This window comes from Streptomyces sp. NPDC058964 (genome assembly GCF_042741275.1).
Taxonomy (GTDB): Bacteria; Actinomycetota; Actinomycetes; order Streptomycetales; family Streptomycetaceae; genus Streptomyces.
The window spans coordinates 1-24,198 of the sequence record NZ_JBHYKH010000069.1; the positions used below are offsets into that span (position 1 = coordinate 1).

A 24,198-nucleotide genomic window follows, 5' to 3' on the forward strand; every position below is an offset into this window, starting at 1 on the left:
CCCGCCTCCCCCCCCCCCCGGGGGGGGGCGGCGGGGCGCGCCCCCGGCGCGCCCCACAGCGCCCCCCCCCCGGGCCGGGGGGGGGGGCCCCCTTCGCGTCCGCCCCCTGGGCCTCCGCCCCTGGACCCCGGGCCCTGTGCTTGTCCGTACCCGGCCGCGGGCCGGACCGGGCCACGACCGGACCGGTGTCGGGGGTTTCGCCGGGTTTTCGCCTGCCCGCCGGAAACGGGGGCTGGGGGCGGAGCACCCAGGGGTACCGGTCAGCGGACCGAGCCGGGCGGGTGGCCGGGCAGGAGCGGGCGGGCGCAGCCCCGGGGATGCCGATCAGCCCACCGAGCCGGGCGGCAGGGTGGGCTGGGGGCGCGGCGCACGGCCGGTGCCTACAGGAACACCAGGTTCACTACCCCGAAGGCCAGCGCGGCGACCAGCGCTGCCGCCGGCATCGTGATGAACCACCCCATGACGATGTTCTTGGCGACGCCCCACCGCACGGCGTTCACCCGCTTCGTCGCGCCCACACCCATGATCGCGGAGGTGATCACATGCGTCGTGGAGATCGGGGCCTTGAAGAGGAACGCCGTCGTGAACATGATCGACGCTCCAGTGGTCTCCGCCGCGAACCCCTGTGGCGGGTCCAGCTCGATGATCTTCCGGCCCAGCGTGCGCATGATGCGCCAGCCGCCCGCGTACGTGCCGAGGGACAGCATCACCGCGCAGACGATCTTCACCCACACCGGGATCGGATCGCCGTAGGTCTCGTGGCCGGAAATGACCAGTGCCATCACCACGACACCCATGGTCTTCTGTGCGTCCTGCAGACCGTGTCCGAGCGCCATGCCGGCCGCGGACACCGTCTGCGCGATCCGGAAGCCCCGCTTGGCCTTGTGCGGATTGGACCGCCGGAAGATCCACATGATCGCCGTCATGACCAGGTAGCCGACGATGAGACCCACGATCGGCGACAGGAACATCGGGATGACGACCTTGTCGACCACCCCGTTCCACAGCACCGTCGTGCCGCCCGCCAGTGCCGCGCCCACCAGGCCGCCGAACAGGGCGTGCGAGGAGGAGGACGGCAGGCCGAAGTACCAGGTGATCAGGTTCCAGGTGATCGCACCGAGCAGCGCGGCGATGAGGATGCCCATCCCCTTGCTGCCCTCGGGCGTCTCGATCAGTCCCTCGCTGACCGTCTTGGCGACACCGGAGCCCAGGAAGGCGCCGGCGAGGTTCATGACGGCGGCCATCGCCAGCGCCGCCCGGGGCGTCAGCGCCCGGGTCGACACCGAGGTGGCGATGGCGTTGGCCGAGTCGTGGAAGCCGTTCGTGTACGTGAAGAAGAGCGCGACCGCGATGGTCACGACCAGGGCGAAGGTGTCCATCGACGCCTCAGGACTCCTTGACGGCGATGGTCTCCACCGTGTTCGCCACGTGCTCGAAGGCGTCCGCCGCTTCCTCGAGCACATCCACGATCTGCTTGAGCTTCAGGACCTCGATCGCGTCGTACTTGCCGTTGAAGAGGTGGGCGAGAAGCTTTCTGTGGATCTGGTCGGCCTGGTTCTCCAGCCGGTTGACCTCGATCCAGTACTCGGTGAGGTTGTCCATGGTGCGCAGGTTCGGCATGGCCTCGGCGGTCAGCTCGGCCGCCCGTGCCAGCACCTCGATCTGCTGCTCGACGCCCTTCGGCAGTTCCTCGACGTTGTAGAGGACGACCAGGTCGACGGCCTCCTCCATGAAGTCCATGATGTCGTCGAGGGAGGACGCGAGGGAGTAGATGTCCTCGCGGTCGAACGGCGTGATGAACGAGGAGTTCAGCTGGTGGAAGATCGCGTGCGTGGCGTCGTCACCCGCGTGTTCCGCTGCCCGCATACGCTCTGCGATCTCGGCCCGGGCGGAAGCGTCCGCCCCGAGCAGTTCCATCAGGAGTTTCGAGCCGGTGACGATGTTGTCCGCGGATGCGGCGAACATGTCGTAGAAGCTCGTCTCCCTGGGGGTCAGACGAAAGCGCACGTGGGGTCCTCGGGGTGCTTCGGTTTCGGTCGGGCTGATGCTAGGCGCAATATCCGGCCACGGCTATCGGGCCGTCCTCCAGTGTCGCCCATCGGACAGATCGATCATCACGGGGGCGCTCCAAGGGCCCTATACCCAGCAAAATTCGTTACGATATACCCACTAGGGGTATACGTCTGGAGGACGCGATGACGACCACCGAGGCCGGAGCCACGGCGCCCTCCGAGGGCGCGCACGAGAGTGTCACGCACGGTTACCACAAGCAGAAGGACGAGCACCTCAAACGGCTGCGCCGGATCGAGGGGCAGATCCGCGGGCTCCAGCGGATGGTCGACGAGGACGTCTACTGCATCGACATACTCACGCAGGTGTCCGCCTCCACGAAGGCCTTGCAGTCCTTCGCGCTGCAGCTCCTGGAGGAGCACCTGCGGCACTGCGTCGCGGACGCGGCGGTCAAGGGTGGCAGTGAGATCGACGCGAAGGTGGACGAGGCGACGAAGGCGATCGGGCGGCTGCTGCGCACCTGACCGTGCACGGGGCCGAGTGCGGGAGGAGTCACCGGGCGGGCGGTTCCCCCGCCCGCCCGTCGGACACCCGGCCTACTGGCCGGAGGTGTCACGTTCCTGGGCCACTTTCAGCACCTCGTCGATGCTCTCAAGGCTGAGCCGGTCCTCGTGGGCGGCCGAGGCCGCGATGATCAGGTCTCCGCACAGCTCGATCTCGGCGAGGGCCACGTGGTCCTGAACTGCCGTACCGCCGACCGGAGCCACGTGCATCACCTCTTCTCTGCCGTTACCGAATTCCTAGAGTAGGCAGCGGTCTACACACCGCGCATGGCACGGACGGGCTAATTCGCGAGATGGTTACCGGCTAGTTCTCTGGCTGGTTCTCTGCGATCCGGCCGGCGTAGATGTCCTTCGAGCGCGGCAGCCGTACGTCCGCGGAGGCGCCGAAGTCGTACAGCAACGTGGTCGAGGCGACCGCCACGGCGGTCTTCTGCTGCCCGTTGACGAAGCTGAAGTGCTGCCTGAGCTTGCGGATGCGGCCCTGGTCGTCGAGGTAGACGTCGAACGGCACCCGGGCCGTGGCGAACCCTTTCGCCGCCGCCTCGAGTGCCTCGCGGTTGCCCGCCGAGGCGGTCCGGGCCGCCGCACCGAGATCGGCGGTGCCGCGGAAGTGCCGCACGGCCGCTCCGCCGACCTCGGTCCGCCCCACGAAGGACGCCGTCCGCGTTCCGCGCAGCAGCTCCGCGGCCGCGTACGGGTCCGTCGCCCCGCCCGTCACGAGGTTCCCGTCGGAGAGCGTGGCCGTCTCGACCCGGACCCACTTGTCGGCGGGCACACCGGCACCCCGGTTCTTCATGAACAGGGCACCCGGCGCGAGCAGCTCCGTGATCGGGCGGTGCTCGGCCGTGCCCGCCGGGTCCTGCGGCAGCTGCACGGTGAGCCGGCCGAGCTGTCTGCGGTAGTCGTAGACGCCCTTGCCGCGGATGGTGACCCGGGTGCCGCCGGTGGCCATCTCCATCGATGTGCTCGCCTTCGAGGTGCCCGCTTCCCGCAGCAGGTCGGCTGCGCGGTGCAGCACGGCGACCGGGTCGCCCGCGTCGCGCGCGTCCTCGGCGGCGGCCCCGCTCCCGGCGCACCCCGTGGCGCAGCCGACACCGAGTCCGACCATGAGCCCCACCGCGACGACCGTCCCGCCCGAGTGCCTGCGCTGCCGCCGATCCATCGCCTGCCTACCCCCAGCCGGTATGTCCGTCACGGCCCCTGTCGTTCCGGTAACGACGAGCAGGGGCGTGCCGTCACGCGCGGACGAAGGCCTACCGTGGGCATGGCGACCCTTTACTCCGACCTCGGTAACGTTGTCACCGTGACGCAGCAGGACGGTCCGGAGCGGGTCCGGCAGGGGCAGGAACACCAGACGACGACGTACGAACAGGGCCGCTTCTGCGTGGCCCGCTGCACATGCGGCTGGCGCGGCCCGGCCCGCCGCGCCAGAAGCCAGGCCCGCACCGACGCGGAGGGGCACACGGCGACCGGCTGAGACCGGTCCGCGGGCCGCTTGCGGGCGACAGGGCCTCTAGGCGAGTTCGAGCCGCCGTACGAGCTCGTCGACGAGGTCCCGGTCCCGGGGCTGGGTCAGCCGGCCGCGGGCCGCGGCGGGCGGGAGCCACAGGAGGCGGTCCACCTCGTCGTTCGGGGTGAAGCGGCCCGCGACGGCCTCGGCCGCCCAGTAGCGGACCTGTTTGGGACGGCCGTTGGCCAGATAGCGCAGGGTCGGCAGCTCGGCTCCGAGGTCGGCGTCGCAGCCGGTCTCCTCGGCCACCTCGCGCAGTGCACCGGCCCTCGGGTCCTCGCCCCGCTTGAGCTTGCCCTTGGGGTGGGACCAGTCGTCGTATTTCGGCCGGTGGATGAGACAGACCTCCAGCTCCCCGTCGACCGGGGAGCGGCGCCACAGGACACAGCCCGCGGCCTGGACGATGGATTCCTTCGCGTGCGTCACCAGTGCTCTCACCGCCTCCTCGCGAGGGTCAGGGTGCGCTGACCGCCTGTTTCTGCCAGGACTGCTGGAACGCGAACCTCGCCGCCTCCACCTCGTGCCGCTGGTCGGCGTGGAGCACGCCGAGGGCGTACGCCGTCGCCGGGGCGATGCGGGGCGTGCGGGCCGCCTGCGCCGCCGCCGCGGCCGCCTCCGAGGCGTCACGGTGCCGGTTCAGCGACCGCCCGGCCGCGAGCAGCCGCACGTCGACGGGGGCGCCCGGCCCGTACAGGACCTCGCGCGCGTAACGGTGCAGGCGCAGCAGCAGCCGGACCTGGTGCCAGGGACCGTCCTGGGGGTGGGGGGACGGATCCGGGGACAGGCCGTGGATCAGGGCCTCCGCGTTGTACGGGTGGCCGGCGGTGACCAGGGGCAGGGCGGCGATCGCGTCCGTGAGCCGCTCCTCGGCGGCGCCGGCCTGCGGGCGCAGGTCGGTGCTCGAGGCGGCCGGGGTGAGCGGGACCTCGCTGGCGAGCACGGCGACCTTGTCGGCGACCGCGTGGAAACGGGAGGAGCCGAGCGCCTGCAGAGCGGTGGAGTGGGCGCGGGTCCGGGCGAGGGTGAGCTGGCGTTCGAGCAGGGCGCCGGCCTTCGCCGCGCCGACGGTGAGGTTGCCGCGTTCCGGGGCCGCCATGCCCCGGGCGCCGGGCGGGCCCGCCGGGTCGACGGCCTGCGCGGGGAACGCCGTGGAACCCGACAGCCGGTGCAGCGCCGCCAGCAGCCGTTCCAGCCGGGCCTCGTAGGAGTGTTCCAGCCCCCACGTCCCCGAGAGCCAGGCCAGTTCGGGGCGCATCTCCTCCGACCAGCCGGCTTCGAGGAGCGGGCGGAAGGTGTGCAGGCTGCCGCTGATGCGGCGGGCCGAGCGGCGCAGGGCGCGCGCGGCGTCGACGGACTCTTCCGCGCTCGCGGCCACCCCGGTCTCCCGGTGCAGCCGCAGCGCGCGGAGGAACTCTGTGGCCTGGGCGCGCAGGTAGCCCGCGAGGGCGTCACCCGTCACCACCCCGGCCGTGGGGTCCGTCGGGTCAAGGTGCTGCTGTGCCACGCCGGCGCCTCCGGGCGTCTATGAGCATCTCCTGGACGTTGCGCAGGGGCTGTCCGTCCGCGTCGGTCGCGTGCCGTGTCCACTCGCCGTCCGGGCCCAGGTGCCAGGAGGAGGTGGAGTCGGACATGCCGGTCTCGAGGAACCGGTTCAGCGCGGCTCGGTGGGCCGGGTCGGTGACCCGGACCAGGGCCTCGATCCGCCGGTCGAGGTTGCGGTGCATCATGTCCGCGCTGCCGATCCACACCTCGGCCTCGCCGCCGTTGCCGAAGGCGAAGACCCGCGAGTGCTCCAGGAAGCGGCCGAGCACGGACCGGACGCGCATGTTCTCGGACAGGCCGGGGACGCCCGGCCGCAGCGCGCATATGCCGCGCACCCACACGTCGACCGGCACGCCCGCCTGGGAGGCGCGGTAGAGCGCGTCGATGAGCGCCTCGTCGACGATCGAGTTGACCTTGATGCGGACGAAGGCGGGGCGGCCCGCACGGTGGTGCTGGACTTCCTTGTCGATCCGTGAGATCAGGCCGTCGCGCAGGGACTTGGGCGCGACCAGCAGACGGCGGTACGTCTCCCGGCGCGAGTAGCCCGACAGCCGGTTGAACAGGTCGGACAGGTCGGCGCCGACCTGCGGGTCCGCCGTCAGCAGCCCCAGGTCCTCGTACAGCCGGGCCGTCTTCGGGTGGTAGTTGCCCGTGCCGACGTGGCTGTACCGCCGCAGGGTGTCGCCCTCCTGACGGACCACCAGGGACAGCTTGCAGTGGGTCTTCAGGCCGACGAGGCCGTACACGACGTGGCAGCCGGCCTCCTCCAGCTTGCGCGCCCACTTGATGTTGGCGTGCTCGTCGAAGCGGGCCTTGATCTCGACCAGGACGAGGACCTGCTTGCCGGACTCGGCGGCGTCGATGAGCGCGTCGACTATCGGGGAGTCGCCGGAGGTCCGGTACAGGGTCTGCTTGATCGCGAGGACGTCCGGATCGGCGGCGGCCTGCTCCAGGAAGGCCTGCACGGACGTGGAGAACGAGTCGTACGGGTGGTGCAGGAGCACGTCCCGGTTGCGCAGGGCCGCGAAGATGTCGGGCGCCGACGCGGACTCGACCTCCGCGAGGTCGCGGTGGGTGCCCGCGACGAACTTCGGGTACTTCAGCTCGGGGCGGTCGAGGCCGTGGATGCGGAAGAGGCCCGTGAGGTCCAGGGGACCCGGCAGCGGGTAGACCTCGGCCTCGCCGATCTTCAGCTCGCGCACCAGCAGGTCCAGGACCTCGCGGTCGATGGACTCCTCGACCTCCAGACGCACCGGGGGCCCGAAGCGGCGCCGCATGAGCTCCTTCTCCAGGGCCTGGAGCAGGTTCTCGGCGTCGTCCTCCTCGACCTCCAGGTCCTCGTTCCGGGTGAGCCGGAAGGCGTGGTGCTCGAGGACCTCCATGCCCGGGAAGAGCTCCTCGAGGTGGGCGGCGATGACGTCCTCCAGGGGGACGTACCGGCCCGGGGCGGCCTCCAGGAAGCGGGACAGCAGCGGAGGCACCTTCACCCGGGCGAAGTGCTTGTGGCCGCTGACCGGGTTCCGCACGACGACGGCCAGGTTCAGGGACAGGCCGGAGATGTAGGGGAAGGGGTGCGCCGGGTCGACCGCGAGGGGGGTGAGGACCGGGAAGATCTGGTGCCGGAAGAGCGTGAAGAGCCGTGCCTGCTCCTTCTCGGTGAGCTCGTTCCAGCGGACCAGGTGGATGCCCTCCTCCGCGAGGGCGGGCGCGACGTCCTCGTGGTAGCAGGCGGCGTGCCGGGCCATGAGCTCGCGCGACCGGGCCCAGATCATCTCCAGCACTTCACGGGGCTGGAGACCGGAGGCCGAGCGGGTGGCGACACCCGTCGCGATACGGCGCTTCAGACCGGCGACCCGGACCATGAAGAACTCGTCCAGGTTGCTGGCGAAGATCGCCAGGAAATTCGCCCGTTCGAGGAGGGGCGTGTTCGGGTCCTCGGCCAGCTCGAGGACACGCTCGTTGAACGCGAGCCAGCTGCGCTCCCGGTCGAGGAAACGACCCTGCGGCAGCTGGACCCCGTCAGCCTGCGACTCCTCGTACGCGTCGAGGTCGGCATCGATGTCGGGTTCCAGGTCGGAGACCGCCGCCGCCACGGTGTGCGGGCGGTGTGCGGCTATGGAGCCCACGGAGGGCTGCGCGTGCTGGACCTGTGCCTGGGTGTTTGGCTGGCTCATGACCCCATTCTTCCGCGCCACCAGCGTTATGGGCGCGTCGGAAAGTGCGGGTGGGAGCGTCACTGCCCCGTCTCCCGCGAACCCCTCGGGGGGCGGCGAAGGCTCTGGCACGGCGGGCTTCATTGGCTGAGCGTCGCAAGCTCTTCTGAATCGATGGTTACGGAGACATGACGTGCGGGATATGCGGGGGCGGCTCCCGGGCGTCCACGCCGACCGGATCCCCGTGCGCCGCCGAAGGCGGCGCAGCGTACGCCTCTCCCCGTGGCAGGGGCGGCAGCCGCCGGCGTTCCCGCCCCGCCGCACCCCTGCGCGCGACGCAGCAGCAGTGCGGCGAAGGCGTTGCCGGGCCGGCCGGAGCGGCCGGGGCCGGGCGGGCATTGGTTACCGGGTGGTACGTGTCGTGTCCGCGCCGGCCGTGATGCCCGGGCCCGTACGTCAGGTCTCGGTGCGGTACATCAGATCGGTCTCGTGCGTCATGAAGCCGAGCCGCTCGTACACCGACACGGCGGACTTGTTGTCGGCGTCGACGTAGAGCATCGCCGTGGGCAGTCCCTGTGCGGCCAGGTGCCGCAGCCCGATCGTGGTGAGGGACTTGCCGAGCCCGCCGCCCTGGGCGCCCGGGGACACCCCGAGCACGTACACCTCGCCGAGCCTCTCCTCGGGGTGCACCTTGGTCCAGTGGAAGCCGATCAGCTCCCCTTCACGCTCGGCGAGGAAGAAGCCGGCCGGGTCGAACCACGGCTGGGACTTTCGGTCGTCGAGGTCGCGCTGGGTGAGGGAGCCCTGCTCGGGGTGGTGCGCGAAGGCGGCGGCGTTGACGGCGAGCCAGGCCGCGTCGTCCTGCCCCGGCACGAAGGTGCGTACGGTCACGCCGTCGGGCAGCTTGGGCTCGGGCAGCTCCAGATCGGTCAACGGCCGCCTCATCTGGCGGAGTTCGCGGAACAGCGTCAGTCCCAGGACCTGGGCCAGGTGCCGGGCGGCTGAGTGGCCGCCGTGCGCCCACACCCGCAGCCGCTTGCCGGACGCGGCCAGCAGGGCCGAGCCGAGCGCCCGCCCGTGTCCGTGTCCGCGGTGCGAGGGGTGCACGACCAGTTCGGCGGCCGGTGCCTCCACCGGGTCCGTGTCCTCCAGCTGGGCGTAGCCGACGAGTTGGCCGCCGACGGTCAGCAGCAGATGAGAGACGCCCGCGCGCGCCCCGCCGTGCAGTTGCAGGCGTCCCTGCTCGGACACCGGCTGCTGGCCGTCGGACCGGGCGGCCTCCGTGAGCAGCCCGAGCACGGCCTCGGCCTGGTCCGGGGAGAGCTCGGAGAAGGTCTCGATGGATCGGGAGGAAAAGGGCCGTACGGTGTCGTCGCTGGTCATGCGTATGAGGGTACGGCGAGGTCCCCGCAAAGTGGCGGCAAAGGAATCGGCAAAGGGCAACCAGGATGTAACCGCGAACCCCCTGTCGCGCTACGCGCGTTGACCCTAGGCTGCGCCCGATCGGGCCACTCACCACAGCCGACCCACAGGGGGGTCCCATGCCGGCCACGTCCCATCCGTCCCGCCCCGCCGGACGCCGTACGTACGCCCTTCTCGCGGCCGCGGCGAGTCTCGCCACCGCCGCGGCCCTCGCCTCCGCGCTCCCGGCGGACGCGCACGACAACAGGGGCGGCGGTCATCTGCCGAGCCGTTACCAGGACGTCCAGCTCCTCTCCTTCAACGACCTGCACGGCAACCTCGAACCGCCGTCCGGCTCCTCCGGCCGGGTCACCGAACTCCAGGCGGACGGCACGACGAAGAACGTCGACGCCGGTGGTGTCGAGTACCTCGCCACCCACCTGCGCCAGGCCCGCCAGGGCCACCCGTACTCCGTCACCGCGGCCGGGGGCGACCTGGTCGGCGCCTCGCCGCTCATCTCCGGCCTGTTCCACGACGAGCCCACCATCGAGGCGCTCAACAAGCTCGACCTTGACGTCACCTCGGTGGGCAACCACGAGTTCGACGAGGGTGCCAAGGAACTGGCCCGGCTGCAGAACGGCGGCTGTCACCCGACGGACGGCTGCTACAACGACAAGGAGTTCGAGGGCGCGGACTTCCCCTACCTGGCCGCCAACGTCCTGGACGAGAAGACCGGCAAGCCGATCCTCAAGCCGTACTGGGTCTGGAAGAAGAAGGACGTCAGGATCGGCTTCATCGGCGTCACCCTGGAGGGCACCCCGGACATCGTCTCCGCGGACGGGGTGAAGGGGCTCGAGTTCAAGGACGAGGTGGAGACGATCAACAAGTACGCCAAGGTGCTCCAGCGCCAGGGCGTCCAGTCGATCGTGGCGCTGATCCACGAGGGCGGCTTCCCGGCCTCCTCCTCGTACAACTACAACTGCGACTCGCCCGGCGCCGGTGACGGCATCTCCGGCCCGATCGTCGACATCGCGAAGAACGTCACGCCCGCCGTGGACGCGCTCGTCACCGGCCACACCCACACGGCGTACGTGTGCACGATCAAGGACCCGTCGGGCAGGCCGCGCATGGTCACCTCGGCCGCGTCCTTCGGCCGCCTCTACACGGACACCACGCTGACGTACGACCGTTGGACGGGCGACATCGCCCGTACGTCCGTGAAGTCGGCGAACCACGTGGTCACCCGGGACGTCGCCAAGGCGCCCGACATGACGGCGCTGATCGGCAGGTGGAACACCCTGGCCGCCCCGATCGGCAACCGCGCCATCGGCTACATCTCGGCCGACGTCAACAACACCGGCACCGAGTCCCCGATGGGCGACCTGATCGCGGACGCTCAGCTGGCGTACGGCAAGGAGCTGGACCCGGAGACCGACCTCGCGCTGATGAACCCGGGCGGCGTCCGGGCGGGCCTGACCTACGCGGCCAAGGGCGGCGAGGGCGACGGGGTCGTCACCTACGCCGAGGGCTTCACCGTCCAGCCCTTCTCCAACACGGTGAACCTGCAGAACTTCACCGGAGCCCAGCTGGTCCAGGCGCTCAAGGAGCAGGTGAGCGGTGCGAACGCGGCCGCGCCGAAGATCCTCCAGCCCTCCTCGGGCCTGACGTACACGCTGGACCTGACGAAGACCGGCGCGGACCGGGTGGTCACCGACTCGATCCGGCTGAACGGCGCGGCCATCGATCCGGCCGCCACCTACCGCGTCGCGACCAACAGCTTCCTCGCGGGCGGCGGCGACGGCTTCACCACCCTCGGACAGGGCACCGACGACCTCGTCGGCACGGACGACCTGACCGCCCTGGAGAAGTACCTGACGGCCAACTCCTCCGCCGCGTCGCCGATCGCGCCTCCGGCCGCGAACCGGATCACCGTCGTGCAGTAGCCGTACCGGGACCCTGTCCTTCACGAAGGCTGTGACGAACAGCGTTCCGGTTCCGGAATGACCCTGAGAACCGATCCCAGGGTCATTCCGCTGCGGCGGACACCCGGGACGCCCAGCGCCAGTGCAGCAGCGCGGCGAGCAGGGCGAAGGAGGCCAGCGGGATCCACAGGAGCAGCAGTGGTACCGACGGGTGGTACGTGGTGAACACCAGAACGAGGCACAGCAGGAACATGCACCCGAACACGATGGCCGCCCCGGTGGTCGCCTGCTCCCAGGCCTTGCGGTGCCCGGTCCGCCGCCGGATCCGCTCCTCCACCTCCGGGCGCCGCTCCCAGGCCATGCCGCGGTACCGGGCGGCGTCCTCCCGCAGAGCGGCGACCTCGGCCCGGGGGTCGTCCAGCTGCCAGTCGTCGAGGTGCGGCAGGACGAACCGCCCGCCGTCGGTGCCGTACAGGTAGGTGATCCACTTCCTGGCGTGCGCCGGGGCCTTCGGTATGTGCTCGACGCGGATGTCGTAGACATCGGGCCAGGCGCGGGTGCGTTCGGTCAGGGCCCGCCTGGCCGTGACCCCGTGCGGACCGACCAGGGTGCGGCCGCGCCGCATGTACAGCGTCAGCCTGGCGAGCAGCAGAACGCACGGACCGGCGAGGAGCGGCGCGACCCGCCAGGGAACGGCGTGGTCGTGCACCAGGCGGTAGACGCTGATGAACAGCAGGGAGAGAGTCCCGACCAGCCTCTGCCCGGACGGTGTCTTCCTGCGCCTGCGGTACTCCCGTCCGATCCCGACCCCGCCCACCGAGCCCCCTCACGCGTGTGTCCGAGGTGATCGTAGGGCGGGGCACCCCAGGTCAGGAAGGTGCTCGACGGCGGCCGGTCACGGCATGTCGGGCGGCGGCGTCGGTGCCCCCGGCAGTCGTACGGTCGCCACCGTGCCGCCGCCCTGCGCGCCGGCCAGGGACACCTCGCCGCCGGCCTGCTGGACCGTGCGGGCGACGATGGACAGGCCCAGGCCCGAGCCCGGCAGGGCCCGTGCGCTCGGGGACCGCCAGAAGCGGTCGAAGACGTGGGGGAGTTCCTCGTCGGGGATGCCGGGGCCGTGATCGCGGACCGACAGCACACCCTTCTCCAGGACCACGTCGATCGTGCCGCCCTCGGGACTGAACTTCACCGCGTTGTCGAGGACGTTGACCACGGCACGCTCCAGCGCGGACGGCTCCGCCCGGACGAACCAGGGCTGCACGTCCGCCGTGATCGTCAGCTCGGGGCCGCGCAGGCGGGCGCGGCGCAGGGCGGCATCCACGGTCTCGTGGAAGGCGACCACCTGAACGCGTTCGCCGCGCTGGCCCTCCGAGCGGGACAGCTCCTGCAGATCGCCGATGAGGGCGGCCAGCTCCGTCATCTGCGCCTTCACCGAGGCGAGCAGCGCCTTGCGGTCCGCCGGGGGGATGGGGCGGCCCGTCTCCTCGCTGCGGGTGAGGAGTTCTATGTTCGTACGGAGGGAGGTCAGGGGGGTTCGCAGCTCGTGCCCGGCGTCCGCGATGAGCTGCTGCTGGAGCTCGCGCGAGCTGGCCAGGGCCGTGGTCATCGAGTTGAACGACCGGGAGAGCCGGGCGATCTCGTCGTCGCTGTCCTCCTCGACCGGGATGCGGATCGTCAGGTCTTCGGTCCTGGCGACGTGTTCGACCGCCTCGGTGAGCTTGTCGACGGGGCGCAGGCCCGCACGGGCGACGGCGAGGCCGGCGGCTCCGGCACCGATGACTCCTACGCCGGAGACGAAAAGGAGGAACAGGGCGAGTTCGTTGAGGGTGGACTGGGTGCCTTTGAGGGGGACAGCGATCATCAGGGCGGCGTTGGGGGCCACGCCCTTGCGGCCGAAGTCGTAGTCGACGACGAGAGCTGTTGTCAGTACGCGCACCGGGTTGCCGTCCTTGTCGACACCGTTGCGCAACTGGCCGCTGTGGGGGTTCGGATCCTTCGCCACGTTCTTGTCGCTGTCGGTCACCTTCACCAGGGTCGGCGAACCGCCGAAGAGGCACGCCTGGCCGTCGGACTTGACTAGCTGGAAGTAACCCTTGAACCGGGCCCCGAACGGGAAGTCCGACGGCGACTGAGGACAGCTCTCCAGCGCTGTCGCCACTTGCGTCTCCGGCAGTGCCCGGGGGATGCCGCTCTTCAGGTCGTCGTTGAGCTCGGTGTACAACTTGCCCTGCACGATGAACCAACAGGTGACCGAAACCGCCGCCACCGCGAACGCCACCGCCGCCGCGACCAGCATCGACAGGCGGGCGCGGAGGGGCAGCTTCCGGAAGCGGTGGCTGAGACTCTTCACTCCGCCCCACCCTGTCGCAGCACGTACCCCACACCCCGGACCGTGTGCACGAGTCGCGGCTCGCCGCCCGCCTCGGTCTTGCGGCGCAGGTACATGACGTACACGTCAAGCGAGTTCGAGGACGGCTCGAAGTCGAAGCCCCACACCGCCTTCAGGATCTGCTCACGGGTGAGGACCTGGCGGGGGTGTGCCATGAACATCTCCAGCAGCGTGAATTCCGTGCGGGTCAGCTCCACCTGACGCCCGCCGCGCGTGACCTCCCGGGTGGCGAGGTCCATGCGCAGGTCGGCGAAGGTGAGCGCCTCGTTCTCCTCGGCCCCGCCCGCCACGGCCGCCGCGTACGAGCTGCGCCGCAGCAACGCGCGGATACGGGCGAACAGCTCGTCCAGCTCGAACGGCTTGACCAGGTAGTCGTCGGCGCCCGCGTCGAGACCGGTGACCCGGTCGCCGACCGTGTCGCGGGCCGTCAGCATCAGGATCGGCGTCGTCTCACCGGCGCCGCGGATGCGACGGGCCGCCGTCAGACCGTCCATGCGGGGCATCTGGATGTCCAGGACGACCAGGTCGGGCCGGTACGCGGTGGCCTTCTCCAGGGCGTCCGCGCCGTCGACCGCGACCTCGGTGTCGTACCCCTCGAAGGCGAGGCTGCGCTGCAGTGCTTCGCGCACGGCCGGCTCGTCGTCGACGATCAGGATGCGCTGGGGATCACGGTCGCCATCGGCGGGGCTCATCGCTCGCGGTTCCTCGGGGGTGCGGTGGGTCGTGGGGGCTCTCTCAGCGTCGCATGATTCCGGTCTGCCGGGTGAGCGCCGTCAGCCGCGTACCGCGGTCAGCCGCTTCAGCGGAACCTTGTACAGGTGCGGGCGGGCCGCGGGCATCCGCAGGCCCATCAGCTGGGGCGCCGCGATCTCCGGGGCCCGGGCCGGCGCCGCCGGGGCATGGAGCTCGTACGCCACTTCGAGGGACAGGGTGAAGCCGGCCGGTCCGTTGTCGGCCACGGGGTGCGAAACCTGCTTGATCATGACGTACTCCCTACTCGCGCGCGGGGGCGTGTCAGCTGGTGGAGCCCGCCCGCAGCTTGGCCAGGTCGGACTTGACGGTGTTGATGGGGATCGCGAAGCCGAGGCCGACGCTGCCCGCGTCCGAGGAGGACGAGGAGGAGTCCGAACCGGCCGAGTACATCGCGGAGTTGATGCCGATGATGTTGCCGGCGGCGTCGATCAGCGCGCCGCCCGAGTTGCCGGGGTTGAGGGACGCGTCGGTCTGGAGCGCCTTGTAGGTCGTGGTCGAGGAACCGGTGTCGCCGTTGAACTGCCGGCCGCCGAACTGGAACGGCCACCGGCCGTCGCCGCCCCGGCCCTGGCCCTGGCCCTGGTTCTCGTCCGTCGAGACGGTCACGTCACGGGCGAGCGCGGAGACGATGCCGCTGGTGACGGTGCCGGTCAGCCCCTCGGGGGAACCGATCGCCACGACCGTGTCGCCGACCTGGACCCCGTCGGAGTTGCCGAGGGTGGCGGGCTTCAGACCGGAGGCGTGCGGCAGCTTGATGAGGGCGAGGTCCTTGGAGCTGTCCGTGCCGACGACCTCGGCTGCGTACGACGTGCCGTCGCTGGTCCGCACCTTGATCGACGAGGCGCCGGAGACGACGTGGTTGTTGGTGACGATCTCGCCGTCGCTGGTGATGATCACGCCGGAGCCGGTCGAGGAGCCGTTGCCGAGCGTCGCGTTGATCTCGACCACGCTCGGGCTGACCGCCGAGGCGATGGCGGCGACGTCGCCCTTCTTGCTGGAGGGCACCACGTTCGTGCTGGTGCTGCTGGAGGTGACGGTGTCCTTGCCGGTCAGCTCCTGGAAGGCGTACGCCGTGCCGCCGCCCACGGCGGCCGCGACGATCGCCACCGCGGCGAGCAGCGTCATGGGGCCGCGGGTGCGCTTCTTCGGCGCGTGCGCCGGGCCGCCGTCCGCCGGGACGGTGGGCAGGAGAGCCGTGCCTCCGCCGTGACCGCCGTGACCGCCGTGGGGAGCGGCCGTCGCCGTGGCCTCGCCCGGCCACACGGTGGTGGGCTCGGCGGCGACCGGCTGCGCGGGCCGGTACGCCGGCGGGGGCGGCCACTCGGGGTTCACGGGGGCGGAGGCATGCTGCTGCTGGGGGTACGCGCCCTGGTAGGCGTCGCCCGGGGGGATCTCGTACTCGCCGCGGCGGCGGAAGCTCTCGGTCATACAGAGAGCTTGTCCCGCGACCATGAGAGCTTCCTGAGTGCTCCCTGAGAAGCCCGGCAGAACCTTGTTTGCCCGATATAAAGAGCCTTCTCGGCGGCCCGGGAAGGCTCTCGGCCAGCCTTCAACGGTTCTCAGACGATTCTCACGGAGACCCGGGAAGCGTCATTCGCAGCCGCAGGACTTCCGGAGCACCAGCCGGGACGGGAAGGTCTTCAGCCGCTCCCGGCGGGACCCCGCCACCCGCAGGCCGTCGTCGAGCACGAGGTCCACGGCCGCGCGGGCCATCGCGGACCGGTCCGATGCGATCGTTGTCAGAGGCGGATCGGCCAGCGCCGCTTCCTTGATGTCGTCGAAGCCGGCCACCGCCAGCTCCCCGGGCACGTCGATGCGCAGCTCGCGCGCCGCACGCAGCAGGCCGATCGCCTGGTCGTCGGTGGAGCAGAAGACCGCGGGAGGGCGGTCGGGGCCGGACAGGACGTCCAGGGCGACCTGGTACGCGTCGTAGCGGTTGTACGGCGCCTCGAACAGGCGGCCCTCGGTCGGGATCCCGGCCTCTTCCATCGCGCGCCGCCAGCCCTCGACGTGGTCGGAGACCGGGTCGCCGACGGAGGGCGTCTCTGCGGTGCCGCCCATACAGGCGACGTACTCGTAGCCGTGCTCCAGCAGGTGGCGTACGGCGAGGTGGGCGCCGCCCAGGTCGTCCGTGACGACGGCGACGTCGTCGATGGCCTCGGGGCGCTCGTGCAGCAGCACCACCCGGGCGTCCCAGGCCTCGATCTCGGCGGCGGCGAGGTCGTTGAGCGCGTGGCTGACCAGGATCAGGCCCGAGACGCGCATGCCGAGGAAGGCGCGCAGATAGTGGACCTCGCGTTCGCCGACGTAGTCGGTGTTGCCGACCAGAACCATCTTGCCGCGCTCGGACGCGGCCTGCTCGACCGCGTGCGCCATCTCCCCGAAGAAGGGCTGGCGGGCGTCCGGGATGATCAGGCCTATGAGATCGGTGCGCCGCGAGGCCATGGCCTGGGCGACCCGGTCCGGCCGGTACCCCAGTTCCTTGATCGCGGCGAGGACACGCTCGCGCGTGGCCGGGGCGACCGGCCGGGGTCCGTTGTTGATGACATAGCTGACCACGGCGGTGGAAGTTCCCGCCAGCCGCGCCACATCATCCCGAGTCACCTTGGCCACGCGCGGAGTCTACGCGGATGGACCCGCTCTGGGCAGGGCGTATCCGAGCTTCTCTGTGCGGAAGCAATGCCCTGCCCGCGCGCCCGTCAGGCGTCGGCCGACATTTCTACGCCGTCCAGGACGGCCGATGCGTCCGCATCTTCCCGCTTTGCCTGGGCCGCCTTGGCCTTCGCCTCGTCCGAGGAGCGGTCGCCCTTTTCAGGAGTAACGAATCGATAACCGACGTTCCGGACGGTTCCGATCAGGGACTCGTGCTCCGGACCCAGCTTGGCGCGCAGCCGTCGCACGTGGACGTCCACGGTCCGGGTGCCGCCGAAGTAGTCGTACCCCCAGACCTCCTGCAGCAGCTGGGCCCGGGTGAAGACGCGGCCCGGGTGCTGCGCCAGGTACTTCAGGAGCTCGAACTCCTTGAAGGTCAGGTCGAGAACGCGGCCCTTGAGCTTGGCGGAGTACGTCGCCTCGTCGACCGACAGGTCGCCGTTGCGGATCTCCATCGGGGAGTCGTCGTTGACGATCTGCTGCCGGCCCATGGCCAGCCGCAGCCGTGCCTCCACCTCGGCCGGGCCGGCGGTGTCGAGCAGCACGTCGTCGATGCCCCAGTCGGCGGTGACGGCCGCGAGACCGCCCTCGGTCACGACCAGGACGAGGGGGCATCCGGGGCCCGTGGAGCGCAGCAGCTGGCAGAGGCTGCGGACCTGGGGCAGGTCGCGGCGCCCGTCGATCAGGATGACGTCGGCGCCCGGGGTGTCGACGAGCGCCGGGCCTTCCGCCGGAGCGACCCGCACGTTGTGCAGGAGCAGACCGAGGGCCGGAAGCACCTCCGTCGACGGCTGGAGGGCGTTTGTCAGGAGCAGCAGAGAACTCATACGTCTGGTTCCTCCTCGGTCCCCGCGAGGACGTTTGTGGCACTTCGACACTGCTCTGCGATCCCGGTGGCCCGTACACCTGCGGTTTCCCGCGTCGTATACAACGCTTCCGAAAGCACAAAAGGACCCGGGGGCTGCGCTGCCCGAGTCCTCTGCCAGCAGAATAGCCCACATGAGCAACGGTCCGGCAGGTCATACGGCACGTTCCACCATTCGTCCGAATCCCGAGACGGGTGGACGCGCCCCTATGCGGACGTTTCTGTACACGGCCGACGGGATTTCCATCGATTCCGTATACAACCCGGGTGCGGTCGTATACGACGCCTCCGCGCCACCCTCGCGTGACCTCGCGTTCGTCGTCGCGCACGGTTTCACCGGCGACGTGGACCGCCCGCACGTGCGACGCGTCGCGGCCCTCCTCGCGCGTCACGGCGCCGTCGTCACCTTCTCCTTCCGGGGGCACGGGAGCTCCGGCGGGCGGTCCACGGTGGGCGACCGCGAGGTGCTGGACCTGGCGGCCGCGGTGCGGTGGGCGCGGGAGCTCGGGCACACGCGGGTGGTCACGGTCGGCTTCTCCATGGGCGGCTCGGTGGTGCTGCGGCACGCGGCGCTGCACCGGGACGTCGACGCGGTGGTCTCGGTCAGCGCCCCTGCCCGCTGGTACTACCGGGGTACGGCCCCCATGCGACGGCTGCACTGGCTGGTGACGCGGCCCGTGGGCCGTCTGGTGGGCCGCTACGGCCTGCGGACCCGTATCCACCACCGCGATTGGGACCCGGTTCCGGTGTCCCCGGTGCAGGCGGTCCCGGACATCGCCCCCGCCCCGCTCCTGATCGTGCACGGCGACCGGGACGGCTACTTCCCCCTGGACCACCCCCGGATGCTGGCCGCCGCGGCCGGTGAACACGGCGAACTCTGGGTGGAGCCGGGGATGGGCCACGCCGAGCACGCGGCGCCCGACGACCTGCTGACCCGGATCGGGGAATGGGCGGCCGCGCGGGCGGGCTAGCCTGACGGTGTTGACGCGCGGATGCTGATCCGCCGATGGACTCGAGGGACGAGATGGCAAAGGTCACGGTGCGCTATTGGGCCGCCGCGAAGGCCGCGGCCGGGGTCGCCGAGGAGCCGTACGACGCGGCGACCCTCGCCGAGGCGCTGGACGCGGTGCGCGAGCGACACCCCGGTGAACTGGCGCGCGTGCTGCGGCGATGCTCGTTCCTCATCGACGGTGATCCCGTGGGCACTCGCGGACATGAGACGGTACGGCTGGCCGAGGGCGGCACGGTCGAGGTGCTCCCGCCGTTCGCAGGAGGGTGAGCGATGACCAATCAGCCGTACGAGGGCGGGCCCTACGAGGGGCACCAGGGATACGACGGGTACCAGGGATACGGGGGACACGACCCGTACCGGCAACAGGTGCCGCAGGCGGCCCCGCAGGCGTGGCCCGACCAGACCGGGTACGACCAGGCCGGCCACCACCAGCCGGGGTACGACCAGGCCGGTTACGACCAGGCCGGTTACGACCAGCAGCAGTACACCCAGCAGTGGCAGGGCCAGACCTGGGAGACACAGGCCCACGCGCCGGTGTCCCCGGCGGAGACCTCGTACCTCCCGCCGCAGACCTACGGGCAGCCGCCCGCCGCCGATCCGGCCCACCAGGAGCCCGCGGCCGGCCACGACGTGGCGGCACAACCCCCGATGGCGCAGCCGCAGGCGGCACCGGCCGGGGAGGAACCCGCCTACGGACCCGCCACCCTCGCCGGCAACTCCCGTGTCACGGACGCCCAGCGCGCCCGCCTCGAGGGCCGCTCCCCGATCATCGAGCCGGGCATGCAGCCGGCCGCGCTGACGGCGCTGCTCGGGCTGCTCCTGGCCGGCACGGCGGCGATCGGCTCGTACGCACTGGTCGTGCCGCTGGTGCTGCTCCAGGCGCTCACGGCCGCGGGGTGGTTCCGCCTGAACGGCATGTGGCCGGCACGACAGGGCATCGCCCTGGCGTTCGCGGGGGCGCTGACGGCGGACGGGGCGGTGCTGGCGGCGGGCCGTGACCACGCGGTCGCCGCGATCCTCGGTTCGCTCGGGGTGTGGGTGCTGCTCGCGCTGGTCCTCCAGCTCCGCTCGCACGCCTCCCCGGACGAGCGCATGTACGGACTGATGGCGACGGTCGCCTCCTCGGCGCTGGCGATCATCGCCACCGGTTACCTGGGGGCCGACCCGGACGCGGTCTCGGTCGGCGCGGCCGCGGTGGCGGTCGCCGTCCTGGCCCGTGCCCTTCCCCTGCCCACCCCGGCCTCCGTCGTCGTCTCGCTCCTCGCGGCGGCGGGCGCGGGCATCGCGGTGGGCGGCATGACGGGCCTGGGCGCGAAGGGCGCCCTGCTGGGCGCGGCCGCGGCGGTCTGCGCCCTGATCGGCCACCGGGTCGCCGGCTACGACTACCCGTCCCGCTTCGTGCACTTCACCGCGGGCGTGGCCCTGCCGCTGTCCGCGGCGGCGCCCGTGGTGTGGGTGCTGGGGCGCGCGCTGGGCTGACGGTCACCACGTCACCGGTGCCGCACGTCACAGGTGATCGACAATTTCCCTGCGGTCATGGCTCGCAGCGTTAGCGTTGGTCACCCGTGACAGCTGCCGACCCGGGGGGACACCACCATGCGAGCCCTGCGAATACTCCTGATCGTCGTCGTGATCCTGGGCGGCCTGTTCGTGGTCGCGGACCGGGTCGCCGTCTACTTCGCCGAGGGCGAGGCCGCCGACAAGCTGAAGACGACGGAGAACCTGGCGGCCACCCCGGACGTGTCCATCAAGGGATTCCCGTTCCTCACCCAGGTCGCCGGCGGCTCCCTGGACGACGTCGAGGTGGGCATCAAGGACTACGAGGCGGCCACCGGGAAGGGCACCGAGAAGATCCGTATCGACGACCTCAAGGCCCACATGAAGGGCGTCGAGTTCTCCGGCGACTACAGTTCCGCCACCGCGTCCACGGCCACCGGCACCGCGACCATCTCCTACGACGAGCTGCTGAAGACCGCGAAATCCGAACCGACCGAGCTCGTTCCGGGCGTGCGGGCCGACGTCGTCGGCCTCTCCGACGGCGGCAACGGCAAGATCAAGGTCGCGGTGCGGGTCAAGGGCACGGTCGCCGGTGCCATCCCCGTGGACCGGACGCTGTCGGTGCTCAGCTCGGTGACCGTCGAGAACGACAAGGTGCAGGTCCACGCCGACTCCCTGCCCGCGATCAAGGGCCTCGCGCTCGCCGAGAACCGCGTCCGCCAGATCACCGACTTCCAGCAGGCCATCGACCAGCTGCCCGGCGGCATCAAGCTGGACAAGGTGCAGGCGGCCGCGGACGGCGTGGAGATCTCGGTGCGTGGTTCGCACGTCCGGCTGGCCGGGTAGGCGTCCACGGGGACGGAAGGCCGTACGAGCCGCTTTCCGGCCCCTTCCGGGTCGGCCGTCCGACAGGCGAGACGCCGGTGTCCGTACGGCAGATGTGACGAGCGGAACGAGCGCCCGGGAGCCGTGGGACGACGGCCCGGGCGCTCATCTGTTCTCACAAAGCGGACGATCGCGTCTCAGGATACGACACACCGGTGACACGCGCGCCTGTCCGTCCCTACGATCGAGCCCATGAAGCGACAGGCGGATCTCACGAAGCGGCGGGCAGTAGACCTGTGCCGCGTTGCCGCCATGCTCTGTCGCCCCTTCTGAAGCGGTAGCGGCCACCGGCCCTCCGCATTCCCAGCCGCCCAGCTCAGGGCACCCGTGCGCCGCTCCCCGCAGGAGTGCGCGCGCACCCCTCTCATTCGCACGCCCCGCCGCAACTGCCCCGGAGGAGAAAGAGCATGAGCCGCAGCGACGTCCTCGTCGACGCCGACTGGGTCCAGGAGCACCTGGACGACCCGAACATCGCCGTCGTCGAGGTGGACGAGGACACGTCCGCCTACGAGAAGAACCACATCCGGAACGCCATCCGGATCGACTGGACCAAGGACCTCCAGGACCCGGTCCGCCGTGACTTCATCGACCAGGAGGGCTTCGAGAAGCTCCTGTCGAAGAAGGGCATCGCCAACGACACCCTGGTGATCCTCTACGGCGGCAACAACAACTGGTTCGCGTCCTACGCCTACTGGTACTTCAAGCTGTACGGCCACGAGAACGTGAAGCTCCTCGACGGCGGCCGCAAGAAGTGGGAGCTGGACGCCCGCGAGCTGGTCGACGGCTCCGAGGTGCCCGAGCGCGCCACGACGGACTACACGGCGAAGGCGCAGAACACCTCGATCCGGGCCTTCCGCGACGACGTCGTGGCGGCCATCGGCTCGCAGAACCTGGTCGACGTCCGCTCGCCCGACGAGTTCTCCGGCAAGCTGCTCGCCCCGGCGCACCTGCCGCAGGAGCAGTCGCAGCGCCCGGGCCACGTGCCGACCGCCCGTAACATCCCGTGGTCGAAGAACGCCAACGACGACGGCACGTTCAAGTCGGACGACGAGCTCAAGGAGCTCTACGCCCAGGAGAACGTCGACCTGACCAAGGACACCATCGCCTACTGCCGCATCGGTGAGCGCTCCGCGCTGACCTGGTTCGTGCTGCACGAGCTGCTCGGCGTGGAGAACGTCAAGAACTACGACGGTTCCTGGACCGAGTACGGCTCCCTGGTGGGCGTGCCGATCGAGCTCGGCGCCAACAAGTAGTCGACCCCGACCGACCTCTCAAGACCTCTTCAGGAGTAAGACATGTGTGGAGCGAAGGCCGGCGGCCCGGACCCCTCGACGATCAAGCCCGGTGAGACCACGATCCAGGGCCAGGTGACCCGCGACGGCGAGCCGGTGGTGGGCTACGTCCGCCTCCTCGACTCGACCGGCGAGTTCACCGCGGAGGTCCCGACCTCCGCCACCGGACAGTTCCGCTTCTACGCGGCCGAGGGCACCTGGACCCTCCGCGCCCTCGTGCCCGGCGCCACCGCCGACCGCACGGTCGTCGCCCAGCAGGGCGGCCTCGCGGAGGTCGCGATCGCGGTCTGACCGATTCCCCGCACGGCCGAGGGCCGCACCCACCGGGTTGGACGCCTGGGGTGCGGCCCTTCGGCGTGAACGTCCCCGTCGCTCGTGCCCGAGGGGCGCCGCCGTCCTACGCTGGAGGTATGTACGCGCGGCGGCGACACCTCTACTTCGCCATGATGGGGACCTGCGTCGGGCTCTTCGTCCTGGCGTGGGCCGTCGTGCGGATCTGGTCGGTTCCGGCGGCGGTGGGGATGTGCGTGGTGGCCATGGTCATCCCGCCGTTCGCCGCGATCGTCGCCAATCGCCGGGGGCCCGAGGACCGCTGGTGGGACGATCCGTCGGGCGACCCGCAGTCCGACGAGTGGTGGGACGAACTGGACGGGAAGAAGCGTCACTAGGCCCTGTCCCGGGCGCCTGCCCGCCTCGCACCCGTCTCAGTAGACGAGCGCCTGCGTCTCGTCCCCGAGTGCCTCCTGGACGAACACCTGCGCGCCGGCGATCCGCACGCCCTCGATGACGTCCTTCTCCGTGATGTCCCGGCGCGCCGCGCACTGGGTGCACAGGGTGATGCCGCCGCCCGCCAGGATCGCGTCGAGCAGGTCGGGCAGCGGGGCCGCGTGCGGCAGCTCGAACTCGGCGGCCCGCCCCGGCAGCGCGAACCACGAGGACTCGCCGGTCAGCCACAGGGACACCTCGACGCCACTGGCCACGGCCACCGCGGCGACCGTGAAGGCCTGGGAGCAGCGCTCGGGAGCGTCGGCCCCCGCCGTCACCTTGATCACGAGCTTCTTCGCCATGCCCGAATCGTAATCAACTCCTCTACAACTCACGATGTTGGCCACGGGTCTGCTGTGAAGTGCGGTTACGGAAGCCGCGATTCCCGTTCTGTGGGGGGACGTCTTGGAAGTGCCAGAAGTGTCCGAACGGCCCGCTCGGCGGCGCGGCCGCACCGCGTTGCTGATCGCCGGGGCGGCCGTTCTCGGCCTGGTGGCCGGCACGTGCGCGGGCTATCTCGTCCAGGCGGACCGCGATCCGACCGCGTTGCCCTCGCTGTCGCAGCCGACGCTCGCGCAGGCGAAGGGCAAGGGCCCCGGGCCTCTGTCGGCGGCCCAGGACCACAAGATCGAGACCGACGGCGATCTGCGCAAGCTGCTGCTCAAGCGCCCCGTGAGCGCCCGCAAGGGCCTGTACACCATGGGCCACGACGGCTGGATGAGCCTCGCCGACTACGCGGAGACGTACGAGAAGCCCGCGGCTGCCTTCGGCAACCTCATCGGCGACGAGTTCCGTCGCGCCGCCGTCACCAACTGGCGTGAGGGCAGCACGTACAACGTGGAGATCCACCTGATCCAGTACCGCCAGGAGCAGAGGCTCGGGGGCGCCCGCGCGGCCCCCCGCGCCCGCCGCGCCGCCGCGCCGCCCCGCCCCGCCGCCCTCCCCTCCCGCTCGCCCGTCCTCCCGCCGCCCCCACCCGCCCCCTAC

27 protein-coding genes and 1 pseudogene are annotated in these 24,198 nt (G+C 71.0%); 12 read left to right on the top strand and 16 right to left on the bottom strand.

Annotated elements, in window-relative coordinates:
• Positions 1-380 precede the first annotated feature (380 nt).
• Together ACFW2E_RS11900 and ACFW2E_RS11905 are read right to left on the bottom strand one after the other, a co-directional pair.
• Positions 381-1,379, bottom strand: a complete 999-nt coding sequence (locus ACFW2E_RS11900; protein WP_384465185.1) for an anion permease — start codon at positions 1,377-1,379, stop codon at positions 381-383.
• A 7-nt stretch (positions 1,380-1,386) separates the two neighbouring features.
• The gene (locus tag ACFW2E_RS11905) at positions 1,387-2,007 is read right to left on the bottom strand and encodes a DUF47 domain-containing protein (RefSeq protein WP_009326469.1); all 621 of its coding nucleotides are present in this window, start codon (positions 2,005-2,007) and stop codon (positions 1,387-1,389) included.
• A gap of 188 nt (positions 2,008-2,195) precedes the next feature.
• Here ACFW2E_RS11905 and ACFW2E_RS11910 point away from each other — a divergent pair, with 188 nt between their 5' ends.
• Complete coding sequence (locus ACFW2E_RS11910) at positions 2,196-2,534, top strand: metal-sensitive transcriptional regulator (protein ID WP_384465189.1); 339 nt, start codon at positions 2,196-2,198, stop codon at positions 2,532-2,534.
• A gap of 72 nt (positions 2,535-2,606) precedes the next feature.
• Here the strand turns inward: ACFW2E_RS11910 and ACFW2E_RS11915 are convergent, their stop codons facing one another.
• Both ACFW2E_RS11915 and ACFW2E_RS11920 read right to left on the bottom strand, forming a co-directional pair.
• A complete protein-coding gene (locus ACFW2E_RS11915) occupies positions 2,607-2,783 on the bottom strand; it encodes a hypothetical protein (protein WP_384465192.1) in 177 nt (58 codons plus the stop codon).
• Positions 2,784-2,877: 94 nt separating this feature from the next.
• Positions 2,878-3,735, bottom strand: coding sequence for a hypothetical protein (locus tag ACFW2E_RS11920; RefSeq protein WP_384465195.1), 858 nt, complete (start codon positions 3,733-3,735; stop codon positions 2,878-2,880).
• 141 nt (positions 3,736-3,876) lie between these two features.
• On the opposite strand from ACFW2E_RS11920, the gene ACFW2E_RS11925 reads away from it, so the two are divergent.
• A complete protein-coding gene (locus ACFW2E_RS11925) occupies positions 3,877-4,050 on the top strand; it encodes a hypothetical protein (protein ID WP_384465198.1) in 174 nt (57 codons plus the stop codon).
• A gap of 36 nt (positions 4,051-4,086) precedes the next feature.
• Here the strand turns inward: ACFW2E_RS11925 and ACFW2E_RS11930 are convergent, their stop codons facing one another.
• The 4 genes from ACFW2E_RS11930 to mshD all read right to left on the bottom strand — a co-directional run bounded on the left by ACFW2E_RS11930 (position 4,087) and on the right by mshD (position 9,161).
• Positions 4,087-4,521: an NUDIX hydrolase gene (locus ACFW2E_RS11930; protein ID WP_384465201.1), complete on the bottom strand. Its 435-nt coding sequence runs from the start codon at positions 4,519-4,521 to the stop codon at positions 4,087-4,089.
• 16 nt (positions 4,522-4,537) lie between these two features.
• A complete protein-coding gene (locus ACFW2E_RS11935; RefSeq protein WP_384465204.1) occupies positions 4,538-5,587 on the bottom strand; it encodes a CHAD domain-containing protein in 1,050 nt (349 codons plus the stop codon).
• Positions 5,568-7,922: an RNA degradosome polyphosphate kinase gene (locus tag ACFW2E_RS11940; RefSeq protein ID WP_384465207.1), complete on the bottom strand. Its 2,355-nt coding sequence runs from the start codon at positions 7,920-7,922 to the stop codon at positions 5,568-5,570. The genes ACFW2E_RS11935 and ACFW2E_RS11940 overlap by 20 nt, the downstream gene beginning before the upstream one ends.
• Positions 7,923-8,234: 312 nt before the next feature.
• Positions 8,235-9,161, bottom strand: a complete 927-nt coding sequence (mshD, locus tag ACFW2E_RS11945) for a mycothiol synthase (protein WP_384465210.1) — start codon at positions 9,159-9,161, stop codon at positions 8,235-8,237.
• A 158-nt stretch (positions 9,162-9,319) separates the two neighbouring features.
• On the opposite strand from mshD, the gene ACFW2E_RS11950 reads away from it, so the two are divergent.
• Positions 9,320-11,122 (top strand): bifunctional metallophosphatase/5'-nucleotidase, encoded by a 1,803-nt coding sequence (locus ACFW2E_RS11950; protein ID WP_384465213.1) that lies wholly within the window; start codon positions 9,320-9,322, stop codon positions 11,120-11,122.
• A gap of 82 nt (positions 11,123-11,204) precedes the next feature.
• Here the strand turns inward: ACFW2E_RS11950 and ACFW2E_RS11955 are convergent, their stop codons facing one another.
• The 7 genes from ACFW2E_RS11955 to ACFW2E_RS11985 all read right to left on the bottom strand — a co-directional run bounded on the left by ACFW2E_RS11955 (position 11,205) and on the right by ACFW2E_RS11985 (position 17,722).
• Positions 11,205-11,918, bottom strand: coding sequence for a PH domain-containing protein (locus ACFW2E_RS11955; RefSeq protein WP_384465216.1), 714 nt, complete (start codon positions 11,916-11,918; stop codon positions 11,205-11,207).
• Positions 11,919-11,996: 78 nt separating this feature from the next.
• Positions 11,997-13,451: a sensor histidine kinase gene (locus ACFW2E_RS11960; RefSeq protein WP_384465219.1), complete on the bottom strand. Its 1,455-nt coding sequence runs from the start codon at positions 13,449-13,451 to the stop codon at positions 11,997-11,999.
• Positions 13,448-14,182 carry a response regulator transcription factor gene (locus ACFW2E_RS11965; RefSeq protein WP_384465222.1) on the bottom strand — a complete coding sequence of 245 codons (735 nt, stop codon included), beginning with the start codon at positions 14,180-14,182 and terminating at the stop codon, positions 13,448-13,450. Before ACFW2E_RS11965 ends, ACFW2E_RS11960 begins: the two co-directional genes overlap by 4 nt.
• A gap of 81 nt (positions 14,183-14,263) precedes the next feature.
• Positions 14,264-14,473: a hypothetical protein gene (locus ACFW2E_RS11970; RefSeq protein WP_384465225.1), complete on the bottom strand. Its 210-nt coding sequence runs from the start codon at positions 14,471-14,473 to the stop codon at positions 14,264-14,266.
• Between the two features lie 31 nt (positions 14,474-14,504).
• Entirely contained in the window at positions 14,505-15,671 is a 1,167-nt protein-coding gene (locus tag ACFW2E_RS11975) for a S1C family serine protease (RefSeq protein WP_384465228.1), read from the bottom strand.
• A 162-nt stretch (positions 15,672-15,833) separates the two neighbouring features.
• Positions 15,834-16,856, bottom strand: a complete 1,023-nt coding sequence (locus ACFW2E_RS11980; RefSeq protein ID WP_384465231.1) for a LacI family DNA-binding transcriptional regulator — start codon at positions 16,854-16,856, stop codon at positions 15,834-15,836.
• 86 nt (positions 16,857-16,942) lie between these two features.
• Entirely contained in the window at positions 16,943-17,722 is a 780-nt protein-coding gene (locus ACFW2E_RS11985; protein WP_384465234.1) for a winged-helix domain-containing protein, read from the bottom strand.
• A 172-nt stretch (positions 17,723-17,894) separates the two neighbouring features.
• Between ACFW2E_RS11985 and ACFW2E_RS11990 the strand changes: the two genes are divergently transcribed.
• The 8 genes from ACFW2E_RS11990 (at position 17,895) to ACFW2E_RS12025 (ending at position 23,114) form a co-directional block, all read left to right on the top strand.
• Positions 17,895-18,731: an alpha/beta hydrolase gene (locus ACFW2E_RS11990; protein WP_384465237.1), complete on the top strand. Its 837-nt coding sequence runs from the start codon at positions 17,895-17,897 to the stop codon at positions 18,729-18,731.
• Positions 18,732-18,784: 53 nt separating this feature from the next.
• Positions 18,785-19,039 (top strand): MoaD/ThiS family protein, encoded by a 255-nt coding sequence (locus tag ACFW2E_RS11995; protein WP_351145221.1) that lies wholly within the window; start codon positions 18,785-18,787, stop codon positions 19,037-19,039.
• A gap of 3 nt (positions 19,040-19,042) precedes the next feature.
• Complete coding sequence (locus ACFW2E_RS12000; protein WP_384465240.1) at positions 19,043-20,251, top strand: hypothetical protein; 1,209 nt, start codon at positions 19,043-19,045, stop codon at positions 20,249-20,251.
• Positions 20,252-20,368: 117 nt separating this feature from the next.
• The gene (locus tag ACFW2E_RS12005) at positions 20,369-21,115 is read left to right on the top strand and encodes a DUF2993 domain-containing protein (RefSeq protein ID WP_384465243.1); all 747 of its coding nucleotides are present in this window, start codon (positions 20,369-20,371) and stop codon (positions 21,113-21,115) included.
• Between the two features lie 231 nt (positions 21,116-21,346).
• Positions 21,347-21,427: an Ms5788A family Cys-rich leader peptide gene (locus ACFW2E_RS12010; RefSeq protein WP_350751515.1), complete on the top strand. Its 81-nt coding sequence runs from the start codon at positions 21,347-21,349 to the stop codon at positions 21,425-21,427.
• A gap of 134 nt (positions 21,428-21,561) precedes the next feature.
• A complete protein-coding gene (locus ACFW2E_RS12015) occupies positions 21,562-22,407 on the top strand; it encodes a sulfurtransferase (protein WP_384465246.1) in 846 nt (281 codons plus the stop codon).
• Positions 22,408-22,449: 42 nt separating this feature from the next.
• Positions 22,450-22,737 (top strand): DUF1416 domain-containing protein, encoded by a 288-nt coding sequence (locus ACFW2E_RS12020; protein WP_384465249.1) that lies wholly within the window; start codon positions 22,450-22,452, stop codon positions 22,735-22,737.
• A gap of 119 nt (positions 22,738-22,856) precedes the next feature.
• A complete protein-coding gene (locus tag ACFW2E_RS12025; RefSeq protein WP_384465252.1) occupies positions 22,857-23,114 on the top strand; it encodes a DUF3099 domain-containing protein in 258 nt (85 codons plus the stop codon).
• A 36-nt stretch (positions 23,115-23,150) separates the two neighbouring features.
• Here ACFW2E_RS12025 and ACFW2E_RS12030 read toward each other — a convergent pair whose 3' ends face one another.
• Positions 23,151-23,513: a DsrE family protein gene (locus ACFW2E_RS12030; RefSeq protein WP_384465255.1), complete on the bottom strand. Its 363-nt coding sequence runs from the start codon at positions 23,511-23,513 to the stop codon at positions 23,151-23,153.
• A gap of 118 nt (positions 23,514-23,631) precedes the next feature.
• Between ACFW2E_RS12030 and ACFW2E_RS12035 the strand changes: the two are divergent.
• A pseudogene (locus tag ACFW2E_RS12035) lies at positions 23,632-24,198 on the top strand (hypothetical protein); the annotation flags it as partial.

Excerpts from the sequence above, each read along its gene's own strand:
- ACFW2E_RS12005 (WP_384465243.1), top strand. The coding sequence starts at position 20,369 with ATGCGAGCCCTGCGAATACTCCTGATCGTCGTCGTGATCCTGGGCGGC.
- ACFW2E_RS12000 (WP_384465240.1), top strand. The coding sequence starts at position 19,043 with ATGACCAATCAGCCGTACGAGGGCGGGCCCTACGAGGGGCACCAGGGA.
- ACFW2E_RS11995 (WP_351145221.1), top strand. The coding sequence starts at position 18,785 with ATGGCAAAGGTCACGGTGCGCTATTGGGCCGCCGCGAAGGCCGCGGCC.
- ACFW2E_RS12025 (WP_384465252.1), top strand. The coding sequence starts at position 22,857 with ATGTACGCGCGGCGGCGACACCTCTACTTCGCCATGATGGGGACCTGC.
- ACFW2E_RS12010 (WP_350751515.1), top strand. The coding sequence starts at position 21,347 with ATGAAGCGACAGGCGGATCTCACGAAGCGGCGGGCAGTAGACCTGTGC.
- ACFW2E_RS12020 (WP_384465249.1), top strand. The coding sequence starts at position 22,450 with ATGTGTGGAGCGAAGGCCGGCGGCCCGGACCCCTCGACGATCAAGCCC.
- ACFW2E_RS12030 (WP_384465255.1), bottom strand. The coding sequence starts at position 23,513 with ATGGCGAAGAAGCTCGTGATCAAGGTGACGGCGGGGGCCGACGCTCCC.
- ACFW2E_RS12015 (WP_384465246.1), top strand. The coding sequence starts at position 21,562 with ATGAGCCGCAGCGACGTCCTCGTCGACGCCGACTGGGTCCAGGAGCAC.
- mshD (WP_384465210.1), bottom strand. The coding sequence starts at position 9,161 with ATGACCAGCGACGACACCGTACGGCCCTTTTCCTCCCGATCCATCGAG.
- ACFW2E_RS11970 (WP_384465225.1), bottom strand. The coding sequence starts at position 14,473 with ATGATCAAGCAGGTTTCGCACCCCGTGGCCGACAACGGACCGGCCGGC.
- ACFW2E_RS11915 (WP_384465192.1), bottom strand. The coding sequence starts at position 2,783 with ATGCACGTGGCTCCGGTCGGCGGTACGGCAGTTCAGGACCACGTGGCC.
- ACFW2E_RS11965 (WP_384465222.1), bottom strand. The coding sequence starts at position 14,182 with ATGAGCCCCGCCGATGGCGACCGTGATCCCCAGCGCATCCTGATCGTC.
- ACFW2E_RS11950 (WP_384465213.1), top strand. The coding sequence starts at position 9,320 with ATGCCGGCCACGTCCCATCCGTCCCGCCCCGCCGGACGCCGTACGTAC.
- ACFW2E_RS11990 (WP_384465237.1), top strand. The coding sequence starts at position 17,895 with ATGAGCAACGGTCCGGCAGGTCATACGGCACGTTCCACCATTCGTCCG.
- ACFW2E_RS11900 (WP_384465185.1), bottom strand. The coding sequence starts at position 1,379 with ATGGACACCTTCGCCCTGGTCGTGACCATCGCGGTCGCGCTCTTCTTC.
- ACFW2E_RS11975 (WP_384465228.1), bottom strand. The coding sequence starts at position 15,671 with ATGACCGAGAGCTTCCGCCGCCGCGGCGAGTACGAGATCCCCCCGGGC.
- ACFW2E_RS11940 (WP_384465207.1), bottom strand. The coding sequence starts at position 7,922 with ATGAAGCCCGCCGTGCCAGAGCCTTCGCCGCCCCCCGAGGGGTTCGCG.
- ACFW2E_RS11920 (WP_384465195.1), bottom strand. The coding sequence starts at position 3,735 with ATGGATCGGCGGCAGCGCAGGCACTCGGGCGGGACGGTCGTCGCGGTG.
- ACFW2E_RS11985 (WP_384465234.1), bottom strand. The coding sequence starts at position 17,722 with ATGAGTTCTCTGCTGCTCCTGACAAACGCCCTCCAGCCGTCGACGGAG.
- ACFW2E_RS11910 (WP_384465189.1), top strand. The coding sequence starts at position 2,196 with ATGACGACCACCGAGGCCGGAGCCACGGCGCCCTCCGAGGGCGCGCAC.